General features: G+C 69.4%; 23 protein-coding genes. 12 read left to right on the forward strand and 11 right to left on the reverse strand.

The features are described 5' to 3' along the window. Nucleotides 1-152 precede the first annotated feature (152 nt). Complete coding sequence (locus AMA02S_RS14845; protein WP_067457990.1) at nt 153-593, forward strand: ASCH domain-containing protein; 441 nt, start codon at nt 153-155, stop codon at nt 591-593. A 4-nt stretch (nt 594-597) separates the two neighbouring features. On the opposite strand, the gene mug is transcribed toward AMA02S_RS14845, so the two are convergent. From mug to AMA02S_RS14865, 5 genes are all read right to left on the reverse strand, one after another. After that, nucleotides 598-1,164 (reverse strand): G/U mismatch-specific DNA glycosylase, encoded by a 567-nt coding sequence (gene mug / locus AMA02S_RS14850; RefSeq protein ID WP_067457993.1) that lies wholly within the window; start codon nt 1,162-1,164, stop codon nt 598-600. Between the two features lie 9 nt (nt 1,165-1,173). Then, nucleotides 1,174-1,350 carry a hypothetical protein gene (locus AMA02S_RS42870; protein ID WP_169806828.1) on the reverse strand — a complete coding sequence of 59 codons (177 nt, stop codon included), beginning with the start codon at nt 1,348-1,350 and terminating at the stop codon, nt 1,174-1,176. Between the two features lie 27 nt (nt 1,351-1,377). After that, nucleotides 1,378-2,319, reverse strand: coding sequence for an aldo/keto reductase (locus AMA02S_RS14855; RefSeq protein ID WP_067457996.1), 942 nt, complete (start codon nt 2,317-2,319; stop codon nt 1,378-1,380). A 101-nt stretch (nt 2,320-2,420) separates the two neighbouring features. Beyond that, on the reverse strand, nt 2,421-5,249 hold the full coding sequence (locus AMA02S_RS14860; RefSeq protein WP_174550959.1) for an aconitate hydratase: 2,829 nt from the start codon (nt 5,247-5,249) through the stop codon (nt 2,421-2,423). A gap of 204 nt (nt 5,250-5,453) precedes the next feature. After that, nucleotides 5,454-5,825, reverse strand: coding sequence for a hypothetical protein (locus tag AMA02S_RS14865; RefSeq protein WP_157430583.1), 372 nt, complete (start codon nt 5,823-5,825; stop codon nt 5,454-5,456). Between the two features lie 154 nt (nt 5,826-5,979). On the opposite strand from AMA02S_RS14865, the gene AMA02S_RS14870 reads away from it, so the two are divergent. Together AMA02S_RS14870 and AMA02S_RS40280 are read left to right on the forward strand one after the other, a co-directional pair. Further along, nucleotides 5,980-6,792, forward strand: coding sequence for a helix-turn-helix domain-containing protein (locus AMA02S_RS14870; RefSeq protein WP_067458006.1), 813 nt, complete (start codon nt 5,980-5,982; stop codon nt 6,790-6,792). Further along, nucleotides 6,789-6,962, forward strand: coding sequence for a DUF397 domain-containing protein (locus AMA02S_RS40280; RefSeq protein ID WP_084265163.1), 174 nt, complete (start codon nt 6,789-6,791; stop codon nt 6,960-6,962). The genes AMA02S_RS14870 and AMA02S_RS40280 overlap by 4 nt, the downstream gene beginning before the upstream one ends. Here AMA02S_RS40280 and AMA02S_RS14875 read toward each other — a convergent pair whose 3' ends face one another. From AMA02S_RS14875 to AMA02S_RS14900, 6 genes are all read right to left on the reverse strand, one after another. Continuing rightward, nucleotides 6,963-7,307: a VOC family protein gene (locus AMA02S_RS14875; protein WP_067458009.1), complete on the reverse strand. Its 345-nt coding sequence runs from the start codon at nt 7,305-7,307 to the stop codon at nt 6,963-6,965. 98 nt (nt 7,308-7,405) lie between these two features. Next, nucleotides 7,406-8,242, reverse strand: a complete 837-nt coding sequence (locus AMA02S_RS14880; RefSeq protein WP_067458011.1) for an IclR family transcriptional regulator — start codon at nt 8,240-8,242, stop codon at nt 7,406-7,408. A gap of 222 nt (nt 8,243-8,464) precedes the next feature. Beyond that, nucleotides 8,465-8,674, reverse strand: a complete 210-nt coding sequence (locus AMA02S_RS43495) for a dienelactone hydrolase family protein (RefSeq protein ID WP_067458014.1) — start codon at nt 8,672-8,674, stop codon at nt 8,465-8,467. Beyond that, complete coding sequence (locus AMA02S_RS43500; RefSeq protein WP_218004968.1) at nt 8,675-8,857, reverse strand: hypothetical protein; 183 nt, start codon at nt 8,855-8,857, stop codon at nt 8,675-8,677. Between the two features lie 147 nt (nt 8,858-9,004). Further along, the gene (locus tag AMA02S_RS14895) at nt 9,005-9,343 is read right to left on the reverse strand and encodes a hypothetical protein (RefSeq protein WP_157430584.1); all 339 of its coding nucleotides are present in this window, start codon (nt 9,341-9,343) and stop codon (nt 9,005-9,007) included. Further along, nucleotides 9,309-9,950: a DUF222 domain-containing protein gene (locus AMA02S_RS14900; protein ID WP_067458023.1), complete on the reverse strand. Its 642-nt coding sequence runs from the start codon at nt 9,948-9,950 to the stop codon at nt 9,309-9,311. The genes AMA02S_RS14895 and AMA02S_RS14900 overlap by 35 nt, the downstream gene beginning before the upstream one ends. Before the next feature lie 693 nt (nt 9,951-10,643). Between AMA02S_RS14900 and AMA02S_RS41730 the strand changes: the two genes are divergently transcribed. The 9 genes from AMA02S_RS41730 to hpnH all read left to right on the forward strand — a co-directional run bounded on the left by AMA02S_RS41730 (nt 10,644) and on the right by hpnH (nt 19,748). Beyond that, a complete protein-coding gene (locus tag AMA02S_RS41730) occupies nt 10,644-11,021 on the forward strand; it encodes a hypothetical protein (RefSeq protein ID WP_157430585.1) in 378 nt (125 codons plus the stop codon). 80 nt (nt 11,022-11,101) lie between these two features. Continuing rightward, the gene (locus AMA02S_RS14910; protein WP_067458029.1) at nt 11,102-11,482 is read left to right on the forward strand and encodes a hypothetical protein; all 381 of its coding nucleotides are present in this window, start codon (nt 11,102-11,104) and stop codon (nt 11,480-11,482) included. A gap of 81 nt (nt 11,483-11,563) precedes the next feature. Beyond that, nucleotides 11,564-12,277 carry an aminoglycoside phosphotransferase family protein gene (locus tag AMA02S_RS14915; RefSeq protein WP_067458032.1) on the forward strand — a complete coding sequence of 238 codons (714 nt, stop codon included), beginning with the start codon at nt 11,564-11,566 and terminating at the stop codon, nt 12,275-12,277. 108 nt (nt 12,278-12,385) lie between these two features. Next, entirely contained in the window at nt 12,386-13,249 is an 864-nt protein-coding gene (gene hpnC / locus AMA02S_RS14920) for a squalene synthase HpnC (protein ID WP_245667547.1), read from the forward strand. A 182-nt stretch (nt 13,250-13,431) separates the two neighbouring features. Next, nucleotides 13,432-14,349 carry a presqualene diphosphate synthase HpnD gene (gene hpnD, locus AMA02S_RS14925; RefSeq protein WP_067458984.1) on the forward strand — a complete coding sequence of 306 codons (918 nt, stop codon included), beginning with the start codon at nt 13,432-13,434 and terminating at the stop codon, nt 14,347-14,349. Beyond that, nucleotides 14,346-15,665 carry a hydroxysqualene dehydroxylase HpnE gene (gene hpnE / locus AMA02S_RS14930; protein ID WP_245667549.1) on the forward strand — a complete coding sequence of 440 codons (1,320 nt, stop codon included), beginning with the start codon at nt 14,346-14,348 and terminating at the stop codon, nt 15,663-15,665. The genes hpnD and hpnE overlap by 4 nt, the downstream gene beginning before the upstream one ends. Continuing rightward, entirely contained in the window at nt 15,662-16,675 is a 1,014-nt protein-coding gene (locus tag AMA02S_RS14935) for a polyprenyl synthetase family protein (RefSeq protein ID WP_067458042.1), read from the forward strand. The genes hpnE and AMA02S_RS14935 overlap by 4 nt, the downstream gene beginning before the upstream one ends. A gap of 107 nt (nt 16,676-16,782) precedes the next feature. Next, nucleotides 16,783-18,744 carry a squalene--hopene cyclase gene (gene shc / locus AMA02S_RS14940; RefSeq protein ID WP_218004969.1) on the forward strand — a complete coding sequence of 654 codons (1,962 nt, stop codon included), beginning with the start codon at nt 16,783-16,785 and terminating at the stop codon, nt 18,742-18,744. Further along, the gene (hpnH, locus tag AMA02S_RS14945; protein WP_067458044.1) at nt 18,744-19,748 is read left to right on the forward strand and encodes an adenosyl-hopene transferase HpnH; all 1,005 of its coding nucleotides are present in this window, start codon (nt 18,744-18,746) and stop codon (nt 19,746-19,748) included. The genes shc and hpnH overlap by 1 nt, the downstream gene beginning before the upstream one ends. The last annotated feature ends 14 nt before the right edge of the window (nt 19,749-19,762 follow it).

Raw genomic sequence — 19,762 nt, forward strand, 5'->3', positions numbered from 1 at the left:
TCGCGACAACCACGTGAGAATTTCGCGCGTCCCATAACTGATCAATGTCGACACATACTCGCCCACTCCGTTGGCATATCGGCCAAGATGCGCCTACTCTCACGGCATCGTCCCGCGCAGCGGAGGCAGGGTCGAGCACTGGAGGTGACCGCGTGCAGGCGATCAGTGTTCAGCAGCCCTGGGCGTTCGCCATCGCGCGAGGTGGCAAGACCGTCTGGAACCAGGCGCTGCCGACCGCCTACCGCGGCTCGCTCCTGGTCCACGCCTCGATGCGTGTCGACCTGAAGGCGTGCGACTCCCCGCTGATCCAGGCCGCCGGCTGGGATCCGCGCGACCCGCTCGCCACCATCGGCGCCGTCATCGCCGTCGCCGACCTCTCCCACGTCTGCTCGGCCGCCGTCACGGGGGCCGCCTGCGAGTGCGGCCCCTGGGCGGACCGCGGCGCCCACCACTACCACCTGACGGCGGTCCGCGCCCTGCCCCGTCCCATCGTCGCGCTGGGCCGGCCCGGACTCTGGGAACCGAAGCCCTCCCTCGTCACCGCGGTGGACGCGATGTTCGCCGCCGCGACCTCCCTGCACCACACCCGCTGAGGGTTCACGCCCCGTCCGCGGCGTGGCGGAGGCGGGTGAGCTCGGCGGCGATCCTGTCGAGGGTCCAGCTCGCGTTCAGGCCGCTCGGGTTGGGCAGCACCCAGAGCCCCGCGGGACCGAACGTCTCCTCCTGCGGGCCGATCGCGGTGCGGGGACGGCCGAAGGCGGTGCGGTAGGCGGTGACCCCGGCGACGGCAAGGTAGGCGGGACGGCAGCGCTCGACGAGCGCGGTGAGGCGGCGGCCTCCCTCGCGGAGCTCGGCGCCGGTCAGCTCGTCCGCGCGGGCGGTGGTGCGCTGCGCCAGGTTGGTGATGCCAAGACCGTAACCCGGCAGCAGATGCTGCTCGGAGGGGTCCAGGAGGCGGTCGGTGAAGCCGGAACGGTGCAGCGCGGGCCAGAACCGGTTGCCGGGACGCGCGAAATGATGGCCCGTCGCGCCGGAGTAGAGGCCGGGGTTGATGCCGCAGAACAGCACACGGAGCGTTCCGCCGTCGGGAGGCAGGACGTCCGGGATGACGCGGTCGCGGGCGGCCTCCAGGTCGGCCTTGGTGGGGCGCTCGGCGGGTCGCATCAGACCAGACTACGGACGATCAGGACGACCGCCGACATGCCCACGACCACCAGCAGGGCCGCCCGCAGCCGAACGGCGTCCCGGCGAGACGCCGCCGAACGCCCAGCCGAGGCCGACGCTGCCCTGCACGATCGCGCCGAGCAGCGCGGCCAGACCCCGGACGAGGATGAAGTCAATATCCGGCACAAAGCCGGACCTTACCGTCCCCCAAGGTCAGACGGACGCGTCGGTGAGGGCCTTCAACTGGTCGCGGGTCAGTTCCGTCCCGGGCACTTGCAGAAGGGGCTGGATCTGATCGAGGGTGCTGGCGCTGGCGATCGGGGCCACCACGGTCGGCTGGGCGGCCAGCCAGGCCAGGGCCACGGTTGCGATCGGGACACCTTGTTCGTCGGCGACTGCGTCGAGAGCGGCGAGAACCTTAGGCCCGCGCTCGGTCTCCAGGTAAGCGGCCGCCTTTCCGGCGCGCGCGCTGTCCACCGTGGATCCCGGACGGTACTTCCCGGTCAGGAAACCCGAGGCGAGACCGTAGTACGGCAAGGCGACCAGGCCGTACCTTTCGGCGAGGTCGCGCCGCGCTCCCTCGTAGCCGTCGCGGGCCACCAGGTTGTACTCCGGCTGGATCGCGACATAGCGGGCCGTCCCCTCGCGTTCGCTGAAGGCCAACGACGCCTCCAACCGGTCGAGCCCGATGTTCGACACGGCGATCTGCCGGAGCTTGCCCGCGGCGACCAACGCGTCCAGCGCGCCGAGGATCTCCTCGACGGGCACCGACGGGTCGTCGAAGTGGGTGTAGTACAGGTCGATGTAGTCGGTGCGCAGCCGCCGGAGCGAATCCTCCACGGCCGCTCTGATCGTCGAAGCGGCCAGTCCCTGGCGCTCGGGGTGGCGGCCGCCCTTGGTCGCGATGACGATGTCCCCGCGGTTGCCCCGCGACGCCGTCCACTCGCCGATGATCGTCTCGGACTCGCCGCCGCCGTTGCCCTCCACCCAGGACGAGTACGCGTCGGCGGTGTCGATCAGATTGCCACCGCCCCCCGTGTAGGCGTCCAGGATCGCGAACGAGGCGTCCCGGTCCGCGGTCCAGCCGAAGACGTTGCCGCCGAGCGCCAGCGGGAAGACGTCCAGGTCGCCGATCTTCTTGGTGATGTCAGCCATGTACTGATGCAATCCCCGGGGCGCGGCGGCCATTCCCGACCGGGACCGGAACATTCACGGGCCGCCCCCCGATCGGAGGGCGGCCCGCTCGGCGTCGCGCGTTACTTGCCGATGAGGTTCCTCAGGACGTACTGCATGATGCCGCCGTTGCGGTAGTAGTCCGCCTCGCCGGGGGTGTCGATGCGGACGACGGCGGTGAACTCCTTGCCGGCTCCGTGCCCGGCGGGATCCGTGGCCGTCACCGTCAGCTCCTCCGGGATGCCGCCCTCGTTCAGCGCCGTGACCCCGGTGATGTCGAAGGTCTCGGTGCCGGTGAGGCCGTGGGACGCGGCGGACTCGCCGTCCTTGAACTGCAGCGGCAGCACGCCCATGCCGATGAGGTTCGAGCGGTGGATGCGCTCGTAGGACTCGGCGATGACCGCGCGGACGCCGAGCAGCGCGGTGCCCTTGGCGGCCCAGTCGCGGGACGAGCCGGAGCCGTACTCCTTGCCCGCGATGACCACGAGCGGCGTGTCCTGCGCGGCGTAGTTCTGCGCGGCGTCGTAGATGTAGGACTGCGGCGCGCCGTCCTGGGTGAAGTCGCGGGTGAAGCCGCCCTCGACGTCGTCCAGCAGCTGGTTGCGGAGCCGGATGTTGGCGAACGTCCCGCGGATCATCACCTCGTGGTTGCCGCGCCGCGAGCCGTAGGAGTTGAAGTCCTTGACCGCGACACCGTGGTCCTGGAGGTACTGCGCGGCGGGCGTGCCGACCTTGATCGACCCGGCCGGGGAGATGTGGTCGGTGGTGACCGAGTCGCCGAGCTTCGCCAGGACGCGGGCGCCGTGGATGTCGGTGACCGGCTCCGGCTCGGCGCCCATCCCGTCGAAGTAGGGGGCCTTGCGCACGTAGGTGGACGAGGGGTCCCACTCGAACAGGTCACCGGTCGGGATGTCGAGGCCGCGCCAGCGGTCGTCGCCCTTGAACACGTCCGCGTAGTCCTTGACGAACATCTCCTGGCCGATGGACGACTCGACGATCGAGGCGACCTCCTCGGGCGCGGGCCAGAGGTCGCGCAGGTAGACCGGGCCGTCGGTGCCCTCGGCGATGGGGTCGTTGAGGATGTCGATGTCCATCGTCCCGGCCAGCGCGTAGGCGATGACCAGCGGCGGCGAGGCCAGGTAGTTCATTTTCACGTCCGGGCTGATGCGGCCCTCGAAGTTGCGGTTGCCCGACAGGACCGCGGTGACCGCCAAGTCTTTGTCGTTGACGGCCTTGGAGATCTCCGGCTGCAGCGGCCCGGTGTTGCCGATGCACGTCGTGCAGCCGTACCCGACCAGGTTGAAACCGATCTTGTCGAGGTACGGGGTGAGGCCCGCGCGCTCGTAGTAGTCGGTGACGACCTGTGACCCGGGCGCCAGCGACGTCTTCACCCAGGGCTTGCGGGTCAGGCCCCTCTCGACGGCGTTCTTCGCCAGCAGCGCGGCGGCGATCATCACGTACGGGTTGGAGGTGTTGGTACAGGACGTGATGGCCGCGACCGCCACATGCCCGTGGTCCAGCTCGAAGCTCGTCCCGTCGTCCAGGGTCACCGGGACCCGCTTGTGCGGCCGGCTGGACCCGTCGGGCGACACCTCGCGCGGCTTGTCGCCGTTGCCGTCGTGGCTGATCGCCGGGGAGTCCGAGGCGGGGAAGCTCTCGGCGGACGCCTCGTCCGCCGGGCCCAGGATGCTCGTGACGTAGTTCTGCACGTCCCGGCGCCAGGTGTCCTTGGCGACCGAAAGGGAGATGCGGTCCTGTGGGCGTTTCGGGCCGGCCAGGGACGGCACGACCGTCGTCAGGTCCAGCTCCAGGTACTCGGAGAACTCCGGCTCGACCGACGGGTCGAGCCACATCCCCTGCTCCTTGGCGTAGGACTCGACCAGCGCGATCTGCTCGTCGCTCCGCCCGGTCAGCCGCAGGTACTTCAGCGTCTCGTCGTCGATCGGGAAGATCGCGCAGGTGGACCCGAACTCGGGGCTCATGTTCCCGATCGTCGCGCGGTTCGCCAGCGGCAGCGCCTGCACGCCCTCGCCGTAGAACTCCACGAACTTGCCGACGACGCCGTGCCCCCGCAGCATCTCGGTGATGGTCAGCACCAGGTCGGTGGCCGTCGTCCCCGCGGGAAGCTCACCGGTCAGCTTGAAGCCGACCACGCGCGGGATGAGCATCGAGATCGGCTGGCCGAGCATCGCGGCCTCCGCCTCGATGCCGCCGACGCCCCAGCCCAGCACGCCGATGCCGTTCTCCATCGTCGTGTGCGAGTCGGTTCCGACGCAGGTGTCGGGGTAGGCGACGCCGTTACGGTCGAACACAACGCGGGCCAGGTGCTCGATGTTCACCTGGTGGACGATGCCCGTCCCCGGGGGGACGACCTTGAACTCGTCGAAGGCGGTCTGCCCCCAGCGCAGGAACTGGTAACGCTCCTTGTTGCGCTGGTACTCGACCTGCACGTTGCGCTCGAAGGCGTCCGGCGAGCCGAAGTAGTCGACGATGACCGAATGGTCGATGACCATCTCGGCAGGCGCCAGCGGGTTGATCCGCTTGGCGTCCCCGCCCAGCTCGCGGACCGCCTCCCGCATCGTCGCCAGGTCCACCACGCACGGCACGCCGGTGAAGTCCTGCATGATCACGCGGGCGGGCGTGAACTGGATCTCCTTGCTCGGCTGCGCCTGCGCGTCCCACCCGGCGAGCGCGCGGATGTGCTCCGCGGTGACATTCGCGCCGTCCTCGGTGCGCAGCAGGTTCTCGAGCAACACCTTGAGGCTGTACGGGAGGCGGGCCGAGCCCTCGACCGCGTCCAGCCGGTAGATGTCGTACGACTTGCCGCCCACCTGCAGCTTGCTCAAGCTGCCGAAGCTGTTCGCGGACACGGACTCCTCCTCCGTCGCCGCCGCGCGTCCGGTCCGGGACATGATCGCGCGGCGCTTGTCAACTCGATCCTCATGACCGCCCCGGGCGCTCATGAGGCGGCGGGGCGGATGCTCATCTCCCTTGATCCTGCCCTAGTCAGGCTTCCGACCGGGAATCAGGTCCGCCTAACTTCCGCAGGTTTTCTCTTGATGTCAAGCTACCTGGAATTTATCTCGACATCAAGCTACTTTGGCCGCGCCACCGGCTCACCGCACCGACCGCTCCCGCAGGAATCCGTCGATGACCTGCGCGGCGTGCTGGACGTCTCCCTCGCAGTGACACAGGAATCCCCCATGCCCGCGCGGCGCCTCGTGGAAGCCCCACTGTCCGCCGGGCAACGCCATGACGCACAGCGTGGCCGTGACGGCGGTGCCGTACACCCGCAGCAACGGGACACGAACGGGAGCCGTCTCGGCGTGGTAGGTCTTCACGCACCGCCACCCGCCCGCCTCCAACGCGAGAGCGAGGGAGTCCAGGCACCGCAGCACCACGTCACGGTTCCGTTCCGTCCGCCACCTCAGGTAGCGAAGACGGATCTTCCGCCGGATCCGGCAGCGCGTCAATGAAGCCTCACCCATGTGACCATGCCTCCTTCGTTGCGCAGACACGCACCACGATCGAGCCGTCCCGCCCGCGCGAGCCGTGCGCGTCAAGTCGATTGACTGCCAAGCGTGCACGCTCCGGGCTAAGGTCGCTACGTTCCGTCACTATTCGCTACAGACGGGAGCCCCCATGCACGCGCGGGAGTCGCTCGACCCAGCACGATCGATGTGGCACTTCATCGCCGTCCATCTGCGCCGCTACCGCGAGGCGCACCACATGTCGGGCCAGGCGCTGGCCGACGTCCTCGGCTGCGACCGTTCGACGGTCTCCCGGTACGAATCGAACCGGCTCCGCCTCAAGCGAGGGCACGCGGAGATCATCGACCGCCGCTGGAACACCAACGGCATGTTCACGAACTTGATCGGCTTCGCCGAACGGGCCGACGAGGGCGACTGGCTCGTGGAACTGTCGGAGTACGAGGCCCGCGCGACGCGGATACGGATGTGGGAGGCGTCCGTCATCCCCGGCCTACTCCAGACGCCCGACTACGCGCGCGCCGCCCTGACGGCGGGCACCGAGAACAATCCAGACATCGCACTCGAACAGCGAATCGCACGGCAGGCAGCGGTGTTCGGCAAACCCAGGCCACCACGAGTGTCCGCGTTCCTCAGCTGGGTGGCCGTCACTCAACTGGTCGGCGGGCCGGACACCATGCGCGGGCAGTTCGCCCATCTGGTCGAGTTGAGCGAACTACAGCACGTCAGCATCCGGATCGTGGAGAACCAGGCCGGCGCGCATCCCGGGTTGAACGGTTCTTTCAAGCTCCTGACGGTCGGCGACCGCGACCTCGCCTACACCGAGGCGGCGACCCACGGTCGGTTCCTGATGGACCCCTTCGACGTCCAAGAGATCGCAGTAAGGTACGACTGGATCAGCGACATTGCCCTCCCGGTTGGTCCATCTCGGGCTCTTCTGAAAGCCGAATCGGAGAAGTACCCATGACCGAGTGGCGCAGATCGACGTGCAGCGGCACCACCGGACAGTCCGACTGTGTGGAAGTCGCGAGCCTCCACGGCAGCGTCGGCGTCCGCGACAGCAAGGACCCGAACGGCCCCCGGCTCGTCGTCAGCCGCGACGACTTCGCGACCCTGATCACAGGGCTGAAGCGCTGACTATCCCCGGTGGCCCAGCACGTTGACCACCTGTCCGTTGGGGTCACGCACGAAGAAACGGCGCACTCCCCATTCCTCGTCCTGCAGGGGGTGCACGATCTCCGCCCCGGTCTCTTGCAGAGCCGCATAGACGGCGTCCACATCGTCCACCTCGATGCTCAGATCGGGGTTGACCGGTGCGGTCTTGTCACTGGTCATGAAGCTGATCTGAGCCGCCGGACTCGACGGGGAGGCAAGCGTCACGATCCAGCCGTGATTCATGACCTCCTCAAGCCCCAACAGCCCATAGAACTCCTGGCTGCCCGGCGCGGCCTGGGCGTTGGGTACGACGCGGCGAACCACCATCGAAGTCTCCACGTGAGATCGAGATCACTTGTCCCACAACTAGCACAGCGGCCCCCAGACAGACCGCGCGGGGCTCCGCGAGAACATCGCTGGTCCAGTCAGAACCTGTCGTCCTCATCAACCACACCGAATGCCCCCTTTGCCCGAACTGGAGCGCGATGGCCCAAGGACTCGGGCTCCTCGTGCAGGGCTCGGGCGCATCGACTGATGTTGTGTGCCGCGGCCAGCAGAGGGCGGGTCAGGCGCTGGGTGGACAAACTGCCAGTGTGTCCGGTGATGCCGATACAGCCGATCAACGATCCGTCCGGGCCCCGCAGCCCGGTCGCGACGCAACTGAACCCGAGCAGGCACTGCTGATGCTCGACCGCGATCGCGGTGTCGCGCACGGCTTGGACTCCGGCGAGGAAACGGGGCCAGGACGTAGTGGCGTGCGGGGTCTGCGGAACCGGCGGACGTCCACGCAGTTCTTCCAGCAGGTCGGGCCGGTCGGCCAGCAGCACGCGCCCCAAGGCCGAGCTTTGCAGCGCGGCACTGCGAAAGTCCTGCGGCCAGCAAGTACGCTGCATGTCAGGGGCTCGGTTGGCGCCGAAGGCACTGGCCATGAAGGTGACCGCGGAGCCGTCCGTCAGGCAGACCCATACGATCTCCCCGGTGCGTGCGAACAAGTCCTGCACGTACGGGGTGACGGCTTGAAGCAGACCATGCTGCACCGCCGCGCGGGTCCCGAGATCCAGTAAGTGCGTCCCCAGCCGGTAACGGCCGTCGGCGCACCGTTGCAGCATCTTCCGGGCGACCAGGTCGGCGGCGATGCGGCGGACCGTGGGCTTGGGAATGCCGACCTCGCGGGTCAGATCGGCCAGCGTCACCGGCTGGCCGCGGACGGCGACCGCGTCGAGCACGGCAACGACACGTCCGGCGACGGTGTGGTCGTCCATACCCCACATGTTCGGGTCTGCGCGGACGAAATGCCACCGGCCGGGTCACTCAGTGACACGCGCCTCTGGTGGTCCCGCCCCTATCTCAGCGACCGTGGCGGAGGCGGCACCGCGGGGGCGTAGCCGCACCGGAGTCCGACGATGCGGAAAGGAAGGACAGCGCGTCTGGATACCGACCCAACGTCCTGTACCCCACCCATTCCCCAGGCGAGGGTAGCCAGGTCAATGAATCTGGCCGAGAAAGTCCAGCACGCGACCCCAGGTCAGCTCCGCCGCCGAAGGGGTGTAATCGGAAGAGTGATGGCCGGTGTAGAAATGACCGGCGTCCAGATAGCGGAAGATCTCCGGGTCGGCCCCGGTCTCCCCCGCCGCCTGGATCATGCGCGCAACGCGCTCCGGCGGGGCGAACTGGTCGGATTCGGCGGCGTGCATCTAGATCCGGAGTCCTGGCCGCACGGACGCGGGGATCTCGGCCGTGGCGTGCAGGAGCAGGACACCGACGGTGACAGGTCGCTCGGCCCACACCTCGGAGAGGACACCGCCGCCCATGGAGAGTCCGGCGAGGATGGTCTCGTCCGGCAGCTCTTCCAGAGCCCGCCGAGCTCGCTTGATCACCGTCGACCAGCCGACCCGCTCCTGCAACTCGAACCCGTGGTCAAGGGTGCTGAACGGCGCTGACGATCGCGGCGGGTAGGTCGTCGGACGGGCACCGTCGGCGGACGCGAGTCAGATGCCGGTGGACCGTGGCGGCCAGTACCGGGATCACGGCGGGCTCGCGGTCCCTCCGACGGCATCGGCGGTGGCGAGTTCCTCGCGGTCACCGTCAGCGCTGATCAGAAGGGTGCGAACGGCATCAGGCATTGGTTCGCCGTGAAGGAGTCGCGTGGCCAGATCGGCGCGGATGAGATCGAGTGGGCGGCGGTCGCCGTCCTTGCGCAGGCCCTGCGCGGCCGCGGTGATCTTGTTGAAGAGGGCCCGGGCCTCCTCGGGGCGGAGGTCGCGCAGAGGCAGGTCAGCGGTCCCGGACGGTGTCTCCCACAACTCCAGGCGGCGCCTGGCCACCGCCTCACGCGCGCGTTCCTCGATCGTTTCGGGGGCCAACCGGCGGACGATGCGCTTGATCCGGCGGCGCAGTTGGCCGGTGGTCTGGGTCGGGGCCGTATCGAGGATGGCGGCTTCGAGCCGTCCGGCACGTCGTCGGGAAGGGCTTCGGCGCGTCGCAGATGACGCGGGCCTTCGCCAGATCGATCTGCCCGGTCTCCAAAGCCTCTCCTGTGGCGGCCAGAGGACCGGTGAGCCGACCGGCGATGTGGACGAGGGTGGCGGCCGTGTTGCTGGTGACCGTCAGCGCGGCGGCGACCTCTTCAATGGTCGACTCGTACGCGGACAGAATCCGGTAGTCAGACTCCCCCGCAGTCTCGGCATCCTCGCGGCGGCGCGCGAGTTCGGCGATCGCGGCCAACTCGCGGGCCTGCGCCCAAGACGTCTGGCGGCGCGCGGCCGCGGCGACCTGCAAGAGCCCGTCGTCGGACAGATCGGCCAGGCGTTCGTTTCGGCCAGCCAGACAGACCGCGAGCTGAGGGCCGGGCGGAAACCACTCCGGGCCGCTCCACTCACGTGTTCCAGACCCAATTTCGACGGCCACCGACAAGAGATCACCCCCCATTAAGCCCGCCATCTCACTCCTATTGTAAAGCAAGATCGCCACTCGATCACACCACAATTCAGACACGCCATATCAATGTCACCACACCCAACAACTACACAACCTAAGAGCAACTCCACTCCAGAGCCCGCAGGGCAGACGAACACAAAAGTTGAAGCGCGAAGCTAAATCCCTAACCTGCATCCACAACACCGCACCCATGACAGAAACCCGCGGCCACCACCTTTCCTAGGCGACGGCTTTTCGCGCGCAGCGCGCGCAGACAGATTCCCGAGACCACCTCCACACGGCCATCAACACCAACCGACCACCGAACCAACCCGACCTGGACATCACCAGCCCAGGCGCAACTCACACCACAACACCCCACCACCGACCGGCAGTGCGGACGACGCGACGCCGACGCCGACGGCAGCACTGAGAGCGCGACACCCCACCCACCCAGGCCAGACGGCCAACGGGACGGGACGCCGTACAAGAGGGGACCGATGCATTCACAACCCCAGCGCATCCAATCCATGCGTCCCGTCGGCGGCGTCGGCAACGTTGGCGCAAGGGCAGTGAATGACAGCATCCGAACGACACGAACACATCGGGAGACGACACAGCGGACGGCCAACACAAAATGACCAGAAGTGCTGTCCCTTTCAGGAAATCTCTCTTCGCCAGTGGACGGCACGGGAATCTAAGGTGATCATGTGAAGCCACAACACCACACCAGAACGGAGTTCATTCATGCGGCGGACCTTGGGTCATGTGTCGCTCACCGTGGCGACGGTCGCGGCGGCGGTCGTGTTGCCGTCGTCGCTGGCGTCTGCGGCGCCGAAGAGTATCAGCAGTCTCGAAAAGTGTCCGCCCAGATCACTCTGTGGCTGGTCAGGGCCCGAGTTCACCGGAAAGATGACGACCTTCGGCGTGGGTGCAGGGTGCTTGAACCCTCCGTTTCCCCTGCGGTCGGTCGCCAACACCTACGGGGGAGCAAGAGGCATCCCGATCGTTCTTGGTGTGCTGACGGGCAAGGACTGCTCGGGCGGCGATCTCGGCTCGGTGTCGAGCGGACAGTCACTGCCGACCCTTCGCGAGGAAGGTCTCAGCGTCTGGTCCGTGTGGTGAAGCGGTCCGTGTGGTGAAGCGGTCCGCGCAGTGAACCCGACGCAATCCAGAGCAGCGAAGAGCACAGAGGTTCTATCGGAATGGAGTCCATCATGCGGCGGACCTTGGGTCGTGTCCCGTTGACGGTGGCGGCGCTGGTTTCGGCCATTGCGTTGCCGACGTCGCTCGCGTCCGCGGTGACCACGAGCGGCCTTGGAAACTGCCCTGAGAACGCATTGTGCGGCTGGTCGGAGCCTGAGTTCGCCGGGGAGATGACGAGGTTCAGCCCGGGTCGCTCATGCCAGAAGCCACCGTTTCCCATCCAGTCTGCTGCCAATACCTACCCGGACGACAACGTCATGATCCTGCTGGCCGTGCGGGCAGGCGGGGACTGTTCGGGTGAGCGACTTGGCACGATAATGGGCGGGGAGTCGCTGCCAACCCTGCGAGAGAAGGGCCTCAGCGTCGAGTCCGCATGGTGAGAAGCGGTAAGACACGAACGCGACGAGAGGCACACCGAGAATCGGGTGATCTGAGCGCCGCCGCAGGGAGCACCGCCACAGGTGGGCCCGCCCGGTCCCGGTCACCTGGCCGTGGAGGCGGCGGCCTTGGAGTTCTACGGTGGCGAGGGGGCCGTACGGCTGCTGGCATACGACGATGTCAGGGGCGTGTTGCTGCTGGAGCGGGCCGAACCTGGCGTGCCCTTGAGTTCGCTTGTGCCGGAAAAGGACGAGGAAGCCACGGCCGCGTTCGTCAGTGTGGCGCGAGGACTGCGCAGGGCCGCGCCTGAGGATTCCCCGTTGCCTCCGCTGGAGAGGGAAAGCGCCTCCTTTTCCGACCACTTGCTCGAACACCCGGGGGACGATCCGCTCCCCCGGTTCCTGGTCGAGCGGGCCGGGCGGCTCTTCGACGGGTTGTGCGCGGGCGCGCCGGAACGGGTCGTGCTGCACGGTGACCTGCACCATGACAACATTCTCAGCGCCGGGCGTGAGCCATGGCTGGCGATCGACCCGCATGGTTACATCGGTGATTCCGGCTACGAGGTCGGCGCGCTGTTCTACAACCCCGACATCGACGATCGGGATCCGGCCCTGCTCAGTCAGGTGCCCGCGCGGATCGAGCAGGTCGCGGACGGTCTCGGCATGCCGGTGGATCGGGTGGTGGCGTGGGCGTTCGTCAAGGCCGTGCTGTCGGAGGTGTGGACGGTCCAGGGCGGTGACCGACCGGGGAGCCGCGCCCTGGACGTCGCCCTGAGCCTGGTCGACCGATTGCCATAAGGGCGATTTTCCTGTTGCGCCCTTTCCGTCGCGGAAACGCGCGGCAGTTCAATAACTCCATACCTTGATCAGAGTTTTTCTGGTGCCGGACCGGCGAATCTCTCAGTGGTGACCACTGAACCACCCTGGAGCGCCGAGGAGCACGAGCGCGCGCTGGACGGGCTCGCGAGGCGGGAGAACTTCCCGATCGCGACGCGGCTGCTGCCACGGCGGCACCGCGCCGACCTGCGGGCCGTCTACGGTTTCGCCCGGCTCGTCGACGACATCGGGGACGAGGCACCGCGCGCGCAGCGGGCGGCGCTGCTCGATTCGGTGGACGACGATCTGGACCTCGTCTTCAAGGGCAGGACGCCCGGTCTTCCGCAGTTACGAAGCCTGGCCGGCACCGTCCGCGCCAGGGGAATTCCTGAGGAGCCTTTCCGGCTGCTGGTGCAGGCGAATCGCCAAGACCAGGTCGTGAACCGGTATGGAACATTCGAGGAACTGCTGGGCTATTGCAGCCTGTCGGCCAATCCGGTCGGGCGGATCGTACTGCACGTGTTCGGCGCGCAGGGGCGGGGGCTTGAGGAGGCGTCCGACCGGGTCTGTGCGGCGTTGCAGGTCATCGAGCACTGCCAGGACGTCGGCCAGGACTATCGGGCCGGTCGGATCTACCTGCCGGGCGAGGACCTGAAGCGGTTCGGCTGTGCCGAGGACGACCTGGCGCGGGCGGTGACCCCGACGCGTCTGCGGGGTGTGCTGGCCCTGGAGGCCGGACGGGCGCGGGAGTTGCTCGACCGCGGTGCGGCACCGCTGCTCTCGGGCCTGCACGGCTGGGCACGCCTCGCGGTGGCGGGATACGTCGCCGGGGGGCGGGCAACGTTGGCCGCCCTCGCGCGGGGCCGTTATGACGTGCTCGCGTGCCCGCCGAGCCCGCGCCGGACCGTGTTGCTGGCCGGTTGGGCGCGCTCTCTCAGAAGGGAAGGGCGATGACGTGGGCTCCCGAAAGCGGGAGACGACCAGAGCCCCGCACTCTCAGAGGGGATGGGCGATGACGTGCATTCCCGGAAGAAGGAGACGAGCAGAAACCCGCACTCTCAGAGGGGAAGGGCGATGACGTGCATTCCCGGAAGAGAGGGACAAGCAGAAACCCGCACTCTCAGAAGGGGTGGGCGATGACGGTTTCGGAGACGTGCGAGCGGCCCGAGTGGGTCGTCGAGGCGTATCGGCACTGCGAGCGGGTCGTGCGGGACGAGGCCCGCAACTTCGGGTACGGGATCCGGCTGATGCCCGCGCCGAAACGGCGCGCGATGAGCGCGATCTACGCGTTCGCGCGGGGCGTGGACGACATCGGGGACGGGCCGGAGCCCGCGTGCGTGCGGCTGGACCTGCTGGACCGGTCGCGACAGCGGCTGGAGACCGTCCAGGACGTGCTGTGGCGGCGGGCCGACTCGCGGGCGCTGGAGGGACATCCGGTGCTGACGGCGCTGGCGGACGCGGCGGGCCGGTACCCGATCCCGCTGGACGCGTTCGCGGAGCTGATCGACGGGTGCGAGAGCGATGTGCGGGGCGCCGCGTACGACACCTTCGACGATCTGCTGCGGTACTGCCAGCAGGTGGCCGGGACGGTGGGACGGCTGTCGCTCGGGGTGTTCGGGTATGACGGGCGCCAGCGGGCCGAGGGGCTCGCGGACTCGCTGGGGGTCGCGTTCCAGCTCACGAACATCCTGCGGGACATCCGTGAGGACGGGATGGCGGGCCGGGTGTACCTGCCCGCCGAGGATCTCGCCCGGTTCGGGTGCACGTTGGAGCAGGACGAGTCGGGCGAGTTCGTCGATCCGTCGTGGCGGCTGCATGACCTGATCGGGTTCCAGGCGGAGCGCGCGCGGGCTTGGTATGCGGAGGGGCTGAGGCTCCTTCCGCTGCTGGACCGGAGGTCGGCCGCGTGCACCGCGGCGATGGCGGGCATCTACCGGCGGGTGCTTGAGCGCATCGCCGAGCGTCCGTCCATCGCGCTGGAATCGCGGATTTCGCTTCCGACATGGCAGAAGGCCGTCGTGGCGGCGCGCGCGCTGACGGGAGTGGAGCGGTGAGCGTGGTGGTCGTCGGAGGCGGCCTGGCCGGCATCAGCGCGGCCATCGCGCTCCAGGAGTCCGGTGTGGACGTCACGGTGGTGGAGGCACGCCCGTGGCTCGGCGGCGCCACCCATTCCTTCGGCCGGGGCGAGTTGAGCGTCGACAACGGGCAGCACGTGTCGCTGCGCTGCTGCACGGCGTACCAGGGGCTGCTCCGGAGGCTCCGCACCGATCACCTGGTGGACGTCCAGGACCGGTTCGACGTCACCGTGCTGCGGCCGGACGGACCGCCCGCTCGGCTGCGCCGGGCGCCGCTGCCGAGCCCGCTGCATCTGCTGCCCGCTCTGGCCCGGTACACGCCGTTGTCGGGCGCGGACCGGCTGCGTGCGCTGTGGGCGTCGGCGTGGATGCGTCGGCTCGATCCCGCGGACCCCGTCCTGGACGAGGAGGCGGCGGGCGCGTGGCTGGCGGCGCGGGGGCAGCGGCCGTGGGCCCGCGAGGCGCTGTGGGGGCTGTTCATCACGGCGGCGCTGAACGCCGAGGTGGACGACGCGGCGCTGGGGCTGTCGGCGATGGTCTGCCGCCGGGCGCTGTTCGGGCGGGCGGATGCCGCCGACATCGGTGTCCCGTCCGTCCCGCTGGAGGAACTGCACGGCGGGCCGGCGCTGCGCCGGATCGAGGAGGCGGGCGGCACCGTCCATCTCAAGTCCAAGGTGGACGCGGTGACGGCCGACCCCAAGGTGGTGGTGGACGGAACGCCGATCGCGGCGGACGCGGTCGTCATGGCCGTGCCGCACGAGACCGCCGCGCGGCTGCTGCCCGTCGAGGCGCTGCCCGATCCGCTGCGCTGGCAGGAGCTGGGCGTGAGCCCGATCGTGAACGTGCACGTCGTCTACGACCGTCCGGTGATGGACCTGCCGTTCGCGGCGGCGGTCGGTTCGCCGGTCCAGTGGGTGTTCGACCGGACCGCGGTCAGCGGCCTGGAAAGCGGCCAGTACGTGGCGATCTCCCTGTCGGCCGCGGACCGCTGGATCGACGTGCCCACCGCGGAGATGCGGGCGCGGTTCCTGCCGGAGCTGCGGCGGCTGCTGCCCGGCACCCGTCCGGCGGTGGTCCGGGACTTCTTCGTGACGCGGGAGCGGCGGGCGACGTTCCGGCAGCATCCCGGTAGCGGCGCGGCGCGCCCGGCGGCGGCGACGCGGGCGCCGGGGCTCTTCCTCGCCGGCGCGTGGACCGACACGGGCTGGCCGGACACGATGGAGGGCGCGGTGCGCAGCGGTCTCACGGCCGCACGCCTGGTCCGTCACCACCTGGAGGAGGTGAGGGGCCGATGACGGCGATCCCGGTCTCGCTGACCGATGTCCGCGAGCTCGTCGACGGTGCTTTGCGCGCCGCGGTAGGACGGCTCGATCCGCACACGTACCGCGTGGCGGCCTACCATCTCGGCTGGACCGACGGCGAAGGGCGTCCTTGCCCGGGACCGGCTGGGAAGGCCCTGCGGCCGGCACTGGCCCTGCTGTCGGCCCGTGCCGCCGGGGCGCCGCCGGAGAGCGCCCTGCCCGGCGCGGTCGCGGTGGAGCTGACGCACGCGTTCTCGCTCCTGCACGACGACATCATGGACGGCGACCGGACACGTCGGCACCGTCCGGCGGCATGGACGGTCTTCGGCGAGTCCGGTGCGATCCTGGCCGGTGACGCGCTGATGACCCTTGCCGTCGAGGTGCTGCTGGAGGCGCCCGGTCAGGGCTCGGCGCGGGCGGCGCGGGCGATGGCCGTCGCCACCCGCCGGCTGATCGCCGGGCAGTCGCTCGACCTGGCCTTCGAGGCCCGCGACCACATCACGCTGGACGAGTGCCAGGACATGGTCGCGGGAAAGACGGCCGCGCTGCTGGCCTGCTCCTGCTCGATCGGCGCGGTCCTGGACGCGGCGCCCGAGCGGCTGACGACCGCGCTGGAGGAGTTCGGCGCCGACCTCGGCATGGCCTTCCAGCTCGTGGACGACCTGCTCGGCATCTGGGGCGACCCCGCGGTCACCGGCAAGCCCGCGCTGTCGGACCTGCGTTCCCGCAAGATGTCGCTGCCGGTGGTGGCGGCACTGAATTCCGGAACCCCCGCGTCCGCCCGGCTGGCCGAGCTGTACACCCGTCCGGAGCCGCTGGAGGAGAACGAGCTGGCCGAGGCCGCGCGGCTCATCGACATGGCGGGCGGGAGGGCGTGGACGGAGGCCGAGGCCGCCCGCCGGATCGGGCAGGCCCGCGATCGGCTGGCCCGCGCGGGGCTGCCCGACGCCGTCCGTACCGAGTTCCTGCACGTCGCCGACTTCATCACCCGCCGGGACCACTGATGACCACCACAGAACCCACTCAGCAACCGCAGCCCACGCCGGCAAAGGCACCAGGAAAGCCGCCAACGAAGACGAGAGCGAAGCCACGGACGAAGACGCAGCCCGAGGTGAAGACCCCGGCCGAGTCAGAGGCACGGACAAAGGCAGAGGCACGGGCCGAGTCAGAGGCGTCGGCGACAGCGACGCCTCTGGACGCCGCCGCGGCCGCGCTCGGTGCGGCGCGTGACCACCTGCTCGCCCTCCAGTCGCCGGAGGGCTGGTGGAAGGGCGAGTTGCAGACCAACGTGACGATGGACGCCGAGGATCTGCTGCTCCGCGAATTCCTCGGCATCCGCACCGAGGAGGACACGCGGGAGGCGGCCCGCTGGATCCGCTCCCAGCAGGCCGAGGACGGTTCCTGGGCGAACTTCCACGGAGGGCCGCCCGAGCTGTCCACCACCGTGGAGGCCTACGTCGTGCTGCGGCTCGCCGGGGATTCCCCGGACGCCGAGCACATGCGCCGCGCCGCCGCCCTCATCCGTGGCGAAGGCGGCATTCCGGCCACCCGCGTCTTCACCCGCTTCTGGCTGGCGTTGTTCGGCCAGTGGTCGTGGGACGAGCTGCCGGTGCTGCCACCAGAGATGATCTTCCTGCCGCGCTGGTTCCCGCTGAACGTCTACGACTGGGCGTGCTGGGCGCGGCAGACGATCGTCCCGCTGACGGTGGTGGGGGCGCTGCGTCCGGTCCGGCCGCTGCCGTTCGACCTCGCCGAGCTGTACGCCGCCCCTGGGCCCGACGCGGCAGGCCCCACGAAACCGTCGCGTCGCCTGCGCGTTCCCGGCTGGGACGAGGCGTTCGGCGCGCTCGACCGGGCCCTGCATGTGTACCAGCGCCGTCCGCTGAAGCGGCTGCGCGAGACCGCGCTGCGGCGCGCCGGCGATTGGATCATCGCCCGGCAGGAGCCGGACGGATCGTGGGGCGGGATCCAGCCACCGTGGGTGTACTCGCTGATCGCGCTGAACCTCCTCGGATACGACATCGACCATCCGGTGATGCGGCGCGGCCTCGCCGGTTTCGAGCGCTTCACCATCCGGGACGAGACGGGACGGCGCCTGGAGGCGTGCCAGTCCCCCGTCTGGGACACCGTCCTCGCAATGATCGCGCTGTCGGACGCGGGCGTGCCCGCCGGGCATCCGGCGCTGGACAGGGCCACGGGCTGGGTGCTCGGCGAGGAGGTCAAGGGCCCCGGTGACTGGCAGGTGCGCCGCCCGGGCCTGCCGCCCGGCGGCTGGTCGTTCGAGTTCGACAACGACTACTACCCCGATGTCGACGACACCGCCGAGGTCGTCCTCGCGTTGAGCCGCGCCGCGGGCCCGGACGCGCGCCCGGCGATCGAGCGGGGGCTGCGGTGGATGGCCGGGATGGTCTCCTCGGACGGCGGGTTCGGCGCGTTCGACATCGACAACACCCGGGCGCTCTGCCGCAAGCTCCCGTTCTGCGACTTCGGCGAGGTGATCGACCCGCCGTCCGCGGATGTCACCGCGCACGTCGTGGAGGCGCTGTGCGAGCAGGGCATGGGCGACTCGGCGCTGTGCAGGCGGGCCGTGGTCTGGCTGCTGAAGGCGCAGGAGCCGGACGGGTCGTGGTTCGGCCGGTGGGGCGCCAACCATGTGTACGGCACCGGCAGTGTGGTGCCCGCGCTGATCGCGGCGGGCGTCCGGCCGGAGAAACCGGTGATCCGGCGGGCCGTCTCGTGGCTGGAGCGCCACCAGCGTGACGACGGAGGCTGGGGCGAGGACCTGCGCTCCTACCGTGACCCGGCGTGGATCGGGCGTGGCGCGTCCACGGCGTCGCAGACCGCTTGGGCGCTGCTGGCGCTGCTGGCGGCCGGGGAGCGCGGCCCGGCGGTGGACGGGGGCGTCGCCTGGCTCACCGCGCACCAGCGCCCTGACGGGACCTGGGACGAGGACCACTTCACCGGTACCGGATTCCCCGGCTACTTCTACATCAACTATCACCTGTACCGGCTGGTGTTCCCCGTGAGCGCGCTCGGCAGGTACGTCAACCGGACGAAGGGAAGCGGGTCGTAATGGCCATGCCACTGCGCCAGAGCCTGCGGGTCGGCGGCTACATCCTCCGCAACAAGCTGGCTCGGCGGTCCAAGTTCCCGCTGCTGGTCGAGCTGGAGCCGCTGTACGCGTGCAATCTCGCGTGCGCGGGCTGCGGGAAGATCCAGCATCCGGCGAGCCTGCTCAAGCAGCGGATGCCGGTCGAGCAGGCGGTCGCGGCGGTCCGCGAGAGCGGCGCGCCGATGGTGTCGATCGCGGGCGGGGAGCCGCTCATGCATCCCCAGATCGGCGAGATGGTGGCCGAGCTGGTGAGGATGAAACGGTATGTGTTCCTGTGCACGAACGCGGCGCTGATCCCGAAGAAGATCGATGAGTTCGCGCCGTCCCGCTACTTCGCGTGGGCGGTGCACATCGACGGGCTGAAGGAGCGCCACGACGCGTCCGTCTGCAAGGAGGGGGTGTTCGACCAGGCGGTGGAGGCGGTCCGGATGTGCCGTGAGCGCGGCTTCCGCGTCACGACGAACACCACCGTGTTCAACACCGACACCCCGCAGACCGTCATCGACGTCCTGGACTACCTCAACGACGACCTGCGGGTCGACCAGATGATGATCTCGCCCGCCTACGCCTACGAGAAGGCGCCCGACCAGGAGCATTTCCTCGGCGTGACGGAGACCCGGGAGCTGTTCCGCAAGGTCTTCGCGGACGGCCGCCGCAAGCGCTGGCGGTTCAACCACTCGCCCCTGTTCCTGGACTTCCTGGAGGGCAAGGCCGACTTCCCCTGCACGGCGTGGGCGATCCCGTCCTACTCGCTGAAGGGCTGGCAGCGTCCCTGCTACCTGATGGACGACGGGTACACCGACACCTACCAGGAGCTGGTGGAGACGACCAACTGGGGCGCCTACGGCCGCGGGCGCGACGACCGCTGCTCCAACTGCATGGCGCACTGCGGGTACGAGCCCACCGCTGTGTTCACGACCATAGGGTCGCTGACGCAGTCGATCCGCGCGATCCGCAGCGTCTGAGCCGGGCTACAGCG

Origin of the sequence: Actinomadura macra NBRC 14102 (assembly GCF_001552215.1) — a bacterium.
Taxonomy (GTDB): domain Bacteria; phylum Actinomycetota; class Actinomycetes; order Streptosporangiales; family Streptosporangiaceae; genus Spirillospora; species Spirillospora macra.

Excerpts from the sequence above, each read along its gene's own strand:
- hpnH (WP_067458044.1), top strand. The coding sequence starts at position 18,744 with ATGGCCATGCCACTGCGCCAGAGCCTGCGGGTCGGCGGCTACATCCTC.
- AMA02S_RS43495 (WP_067458014.1), bottom strand. The coding sequence starts at position 8,674 with ATGCACGCCGCCGAATCCGACCAGTTCGCCCCGCCGGAGCGCGTTGCG.
- AMA02S_RS14875 (WP_067458009.1), bottom strand. The coding sequence starts at position 7,307 with ATGGTGGTTCGCCGCGTCGTACCCAACGCCCAGGCCGCGCCGGGCAGC.
- AMA02S_RS40280 (WP_084265163.1), top strand. The coding sequence starts at position 6,789 with ATGACCGAGTGGCGCAGATCGACGTGCAGCGGCACCACCGGACAGTCC.
- AMA02S_RS14880 (WP_067458011.1), bottom strand. The coding sequence starts at position 8,242 with ATGGACGACCACACCGTCGCCGGACGTGTCGTTGCCGTGCTCGACGCG.
- AMA02S_RS14935 (WP_067458042.1), top strand. The coding sequence starts at position 15,662 with ATGACGGCGATCCCGGTCTCGCTGACCGATGTCCGCGAGCTCGTCGAC.
- AMA02S_RS14860 (WP_174550959.1), bottom strand. The coding sequence starts at position 5,249 with ATGTCCCGGACCGGACGCGCGGCGGCGACGGAGGAGGAGTCCGTGTCC.
- hpnD (WP_067458984.1), top strand. The coding sequence starts at position 13,432 with ATGACGGTTTCGGAGACGTGCGAGCGGCCCGAGTGGGTCGTCGAGGCG.
- mug (WP_067457993.1), bottom strand. The coding sequence starts at position 1,164 with ATGCGACCCGCCGAGCGCCCCACCAAGGCCGACCTGGAGGCCGCCCGC.
- AMA02S_RS14865 (WP_157430583.1), bottom strand. The coding sequence starts at position 5,825 with ATGGGTGAGGCTTCATTGACGCGCTGCCGGATCCGGCGGAAGATCCGT.
- AMA02S_RS14910 (WP_067458029.1), top strand. The coding sequence starts at position 11,102 with ATGGAGTCCATCATGCGGCGGACCTTGGGTCGTGTCCCGTTGACGGTG.
- AMA02S_RS14855 (WP_067457996.1), bottom strand. The coding sequence starts at position 2,319 with ATGGCTGACATCACCAAGAAGATCGGCGACCTGGACGTCTTCCCGCTG.
- AMA02S_RS41730 (WP_157430585.1), top strand. The coding sequence starts at position 10,644 with ATGCGGCGGACCTTGGGTCATGTGTCGCTCACCGTGGCGACGGTCGCG.
- AMA02S_RS14870 (WP_067458006.1), top strand. The coding sequence starts at position 5,980 with ATGCACGCGCGGGAGTCGCTCGACCCAGCACGATCGATGTGGCACTTC.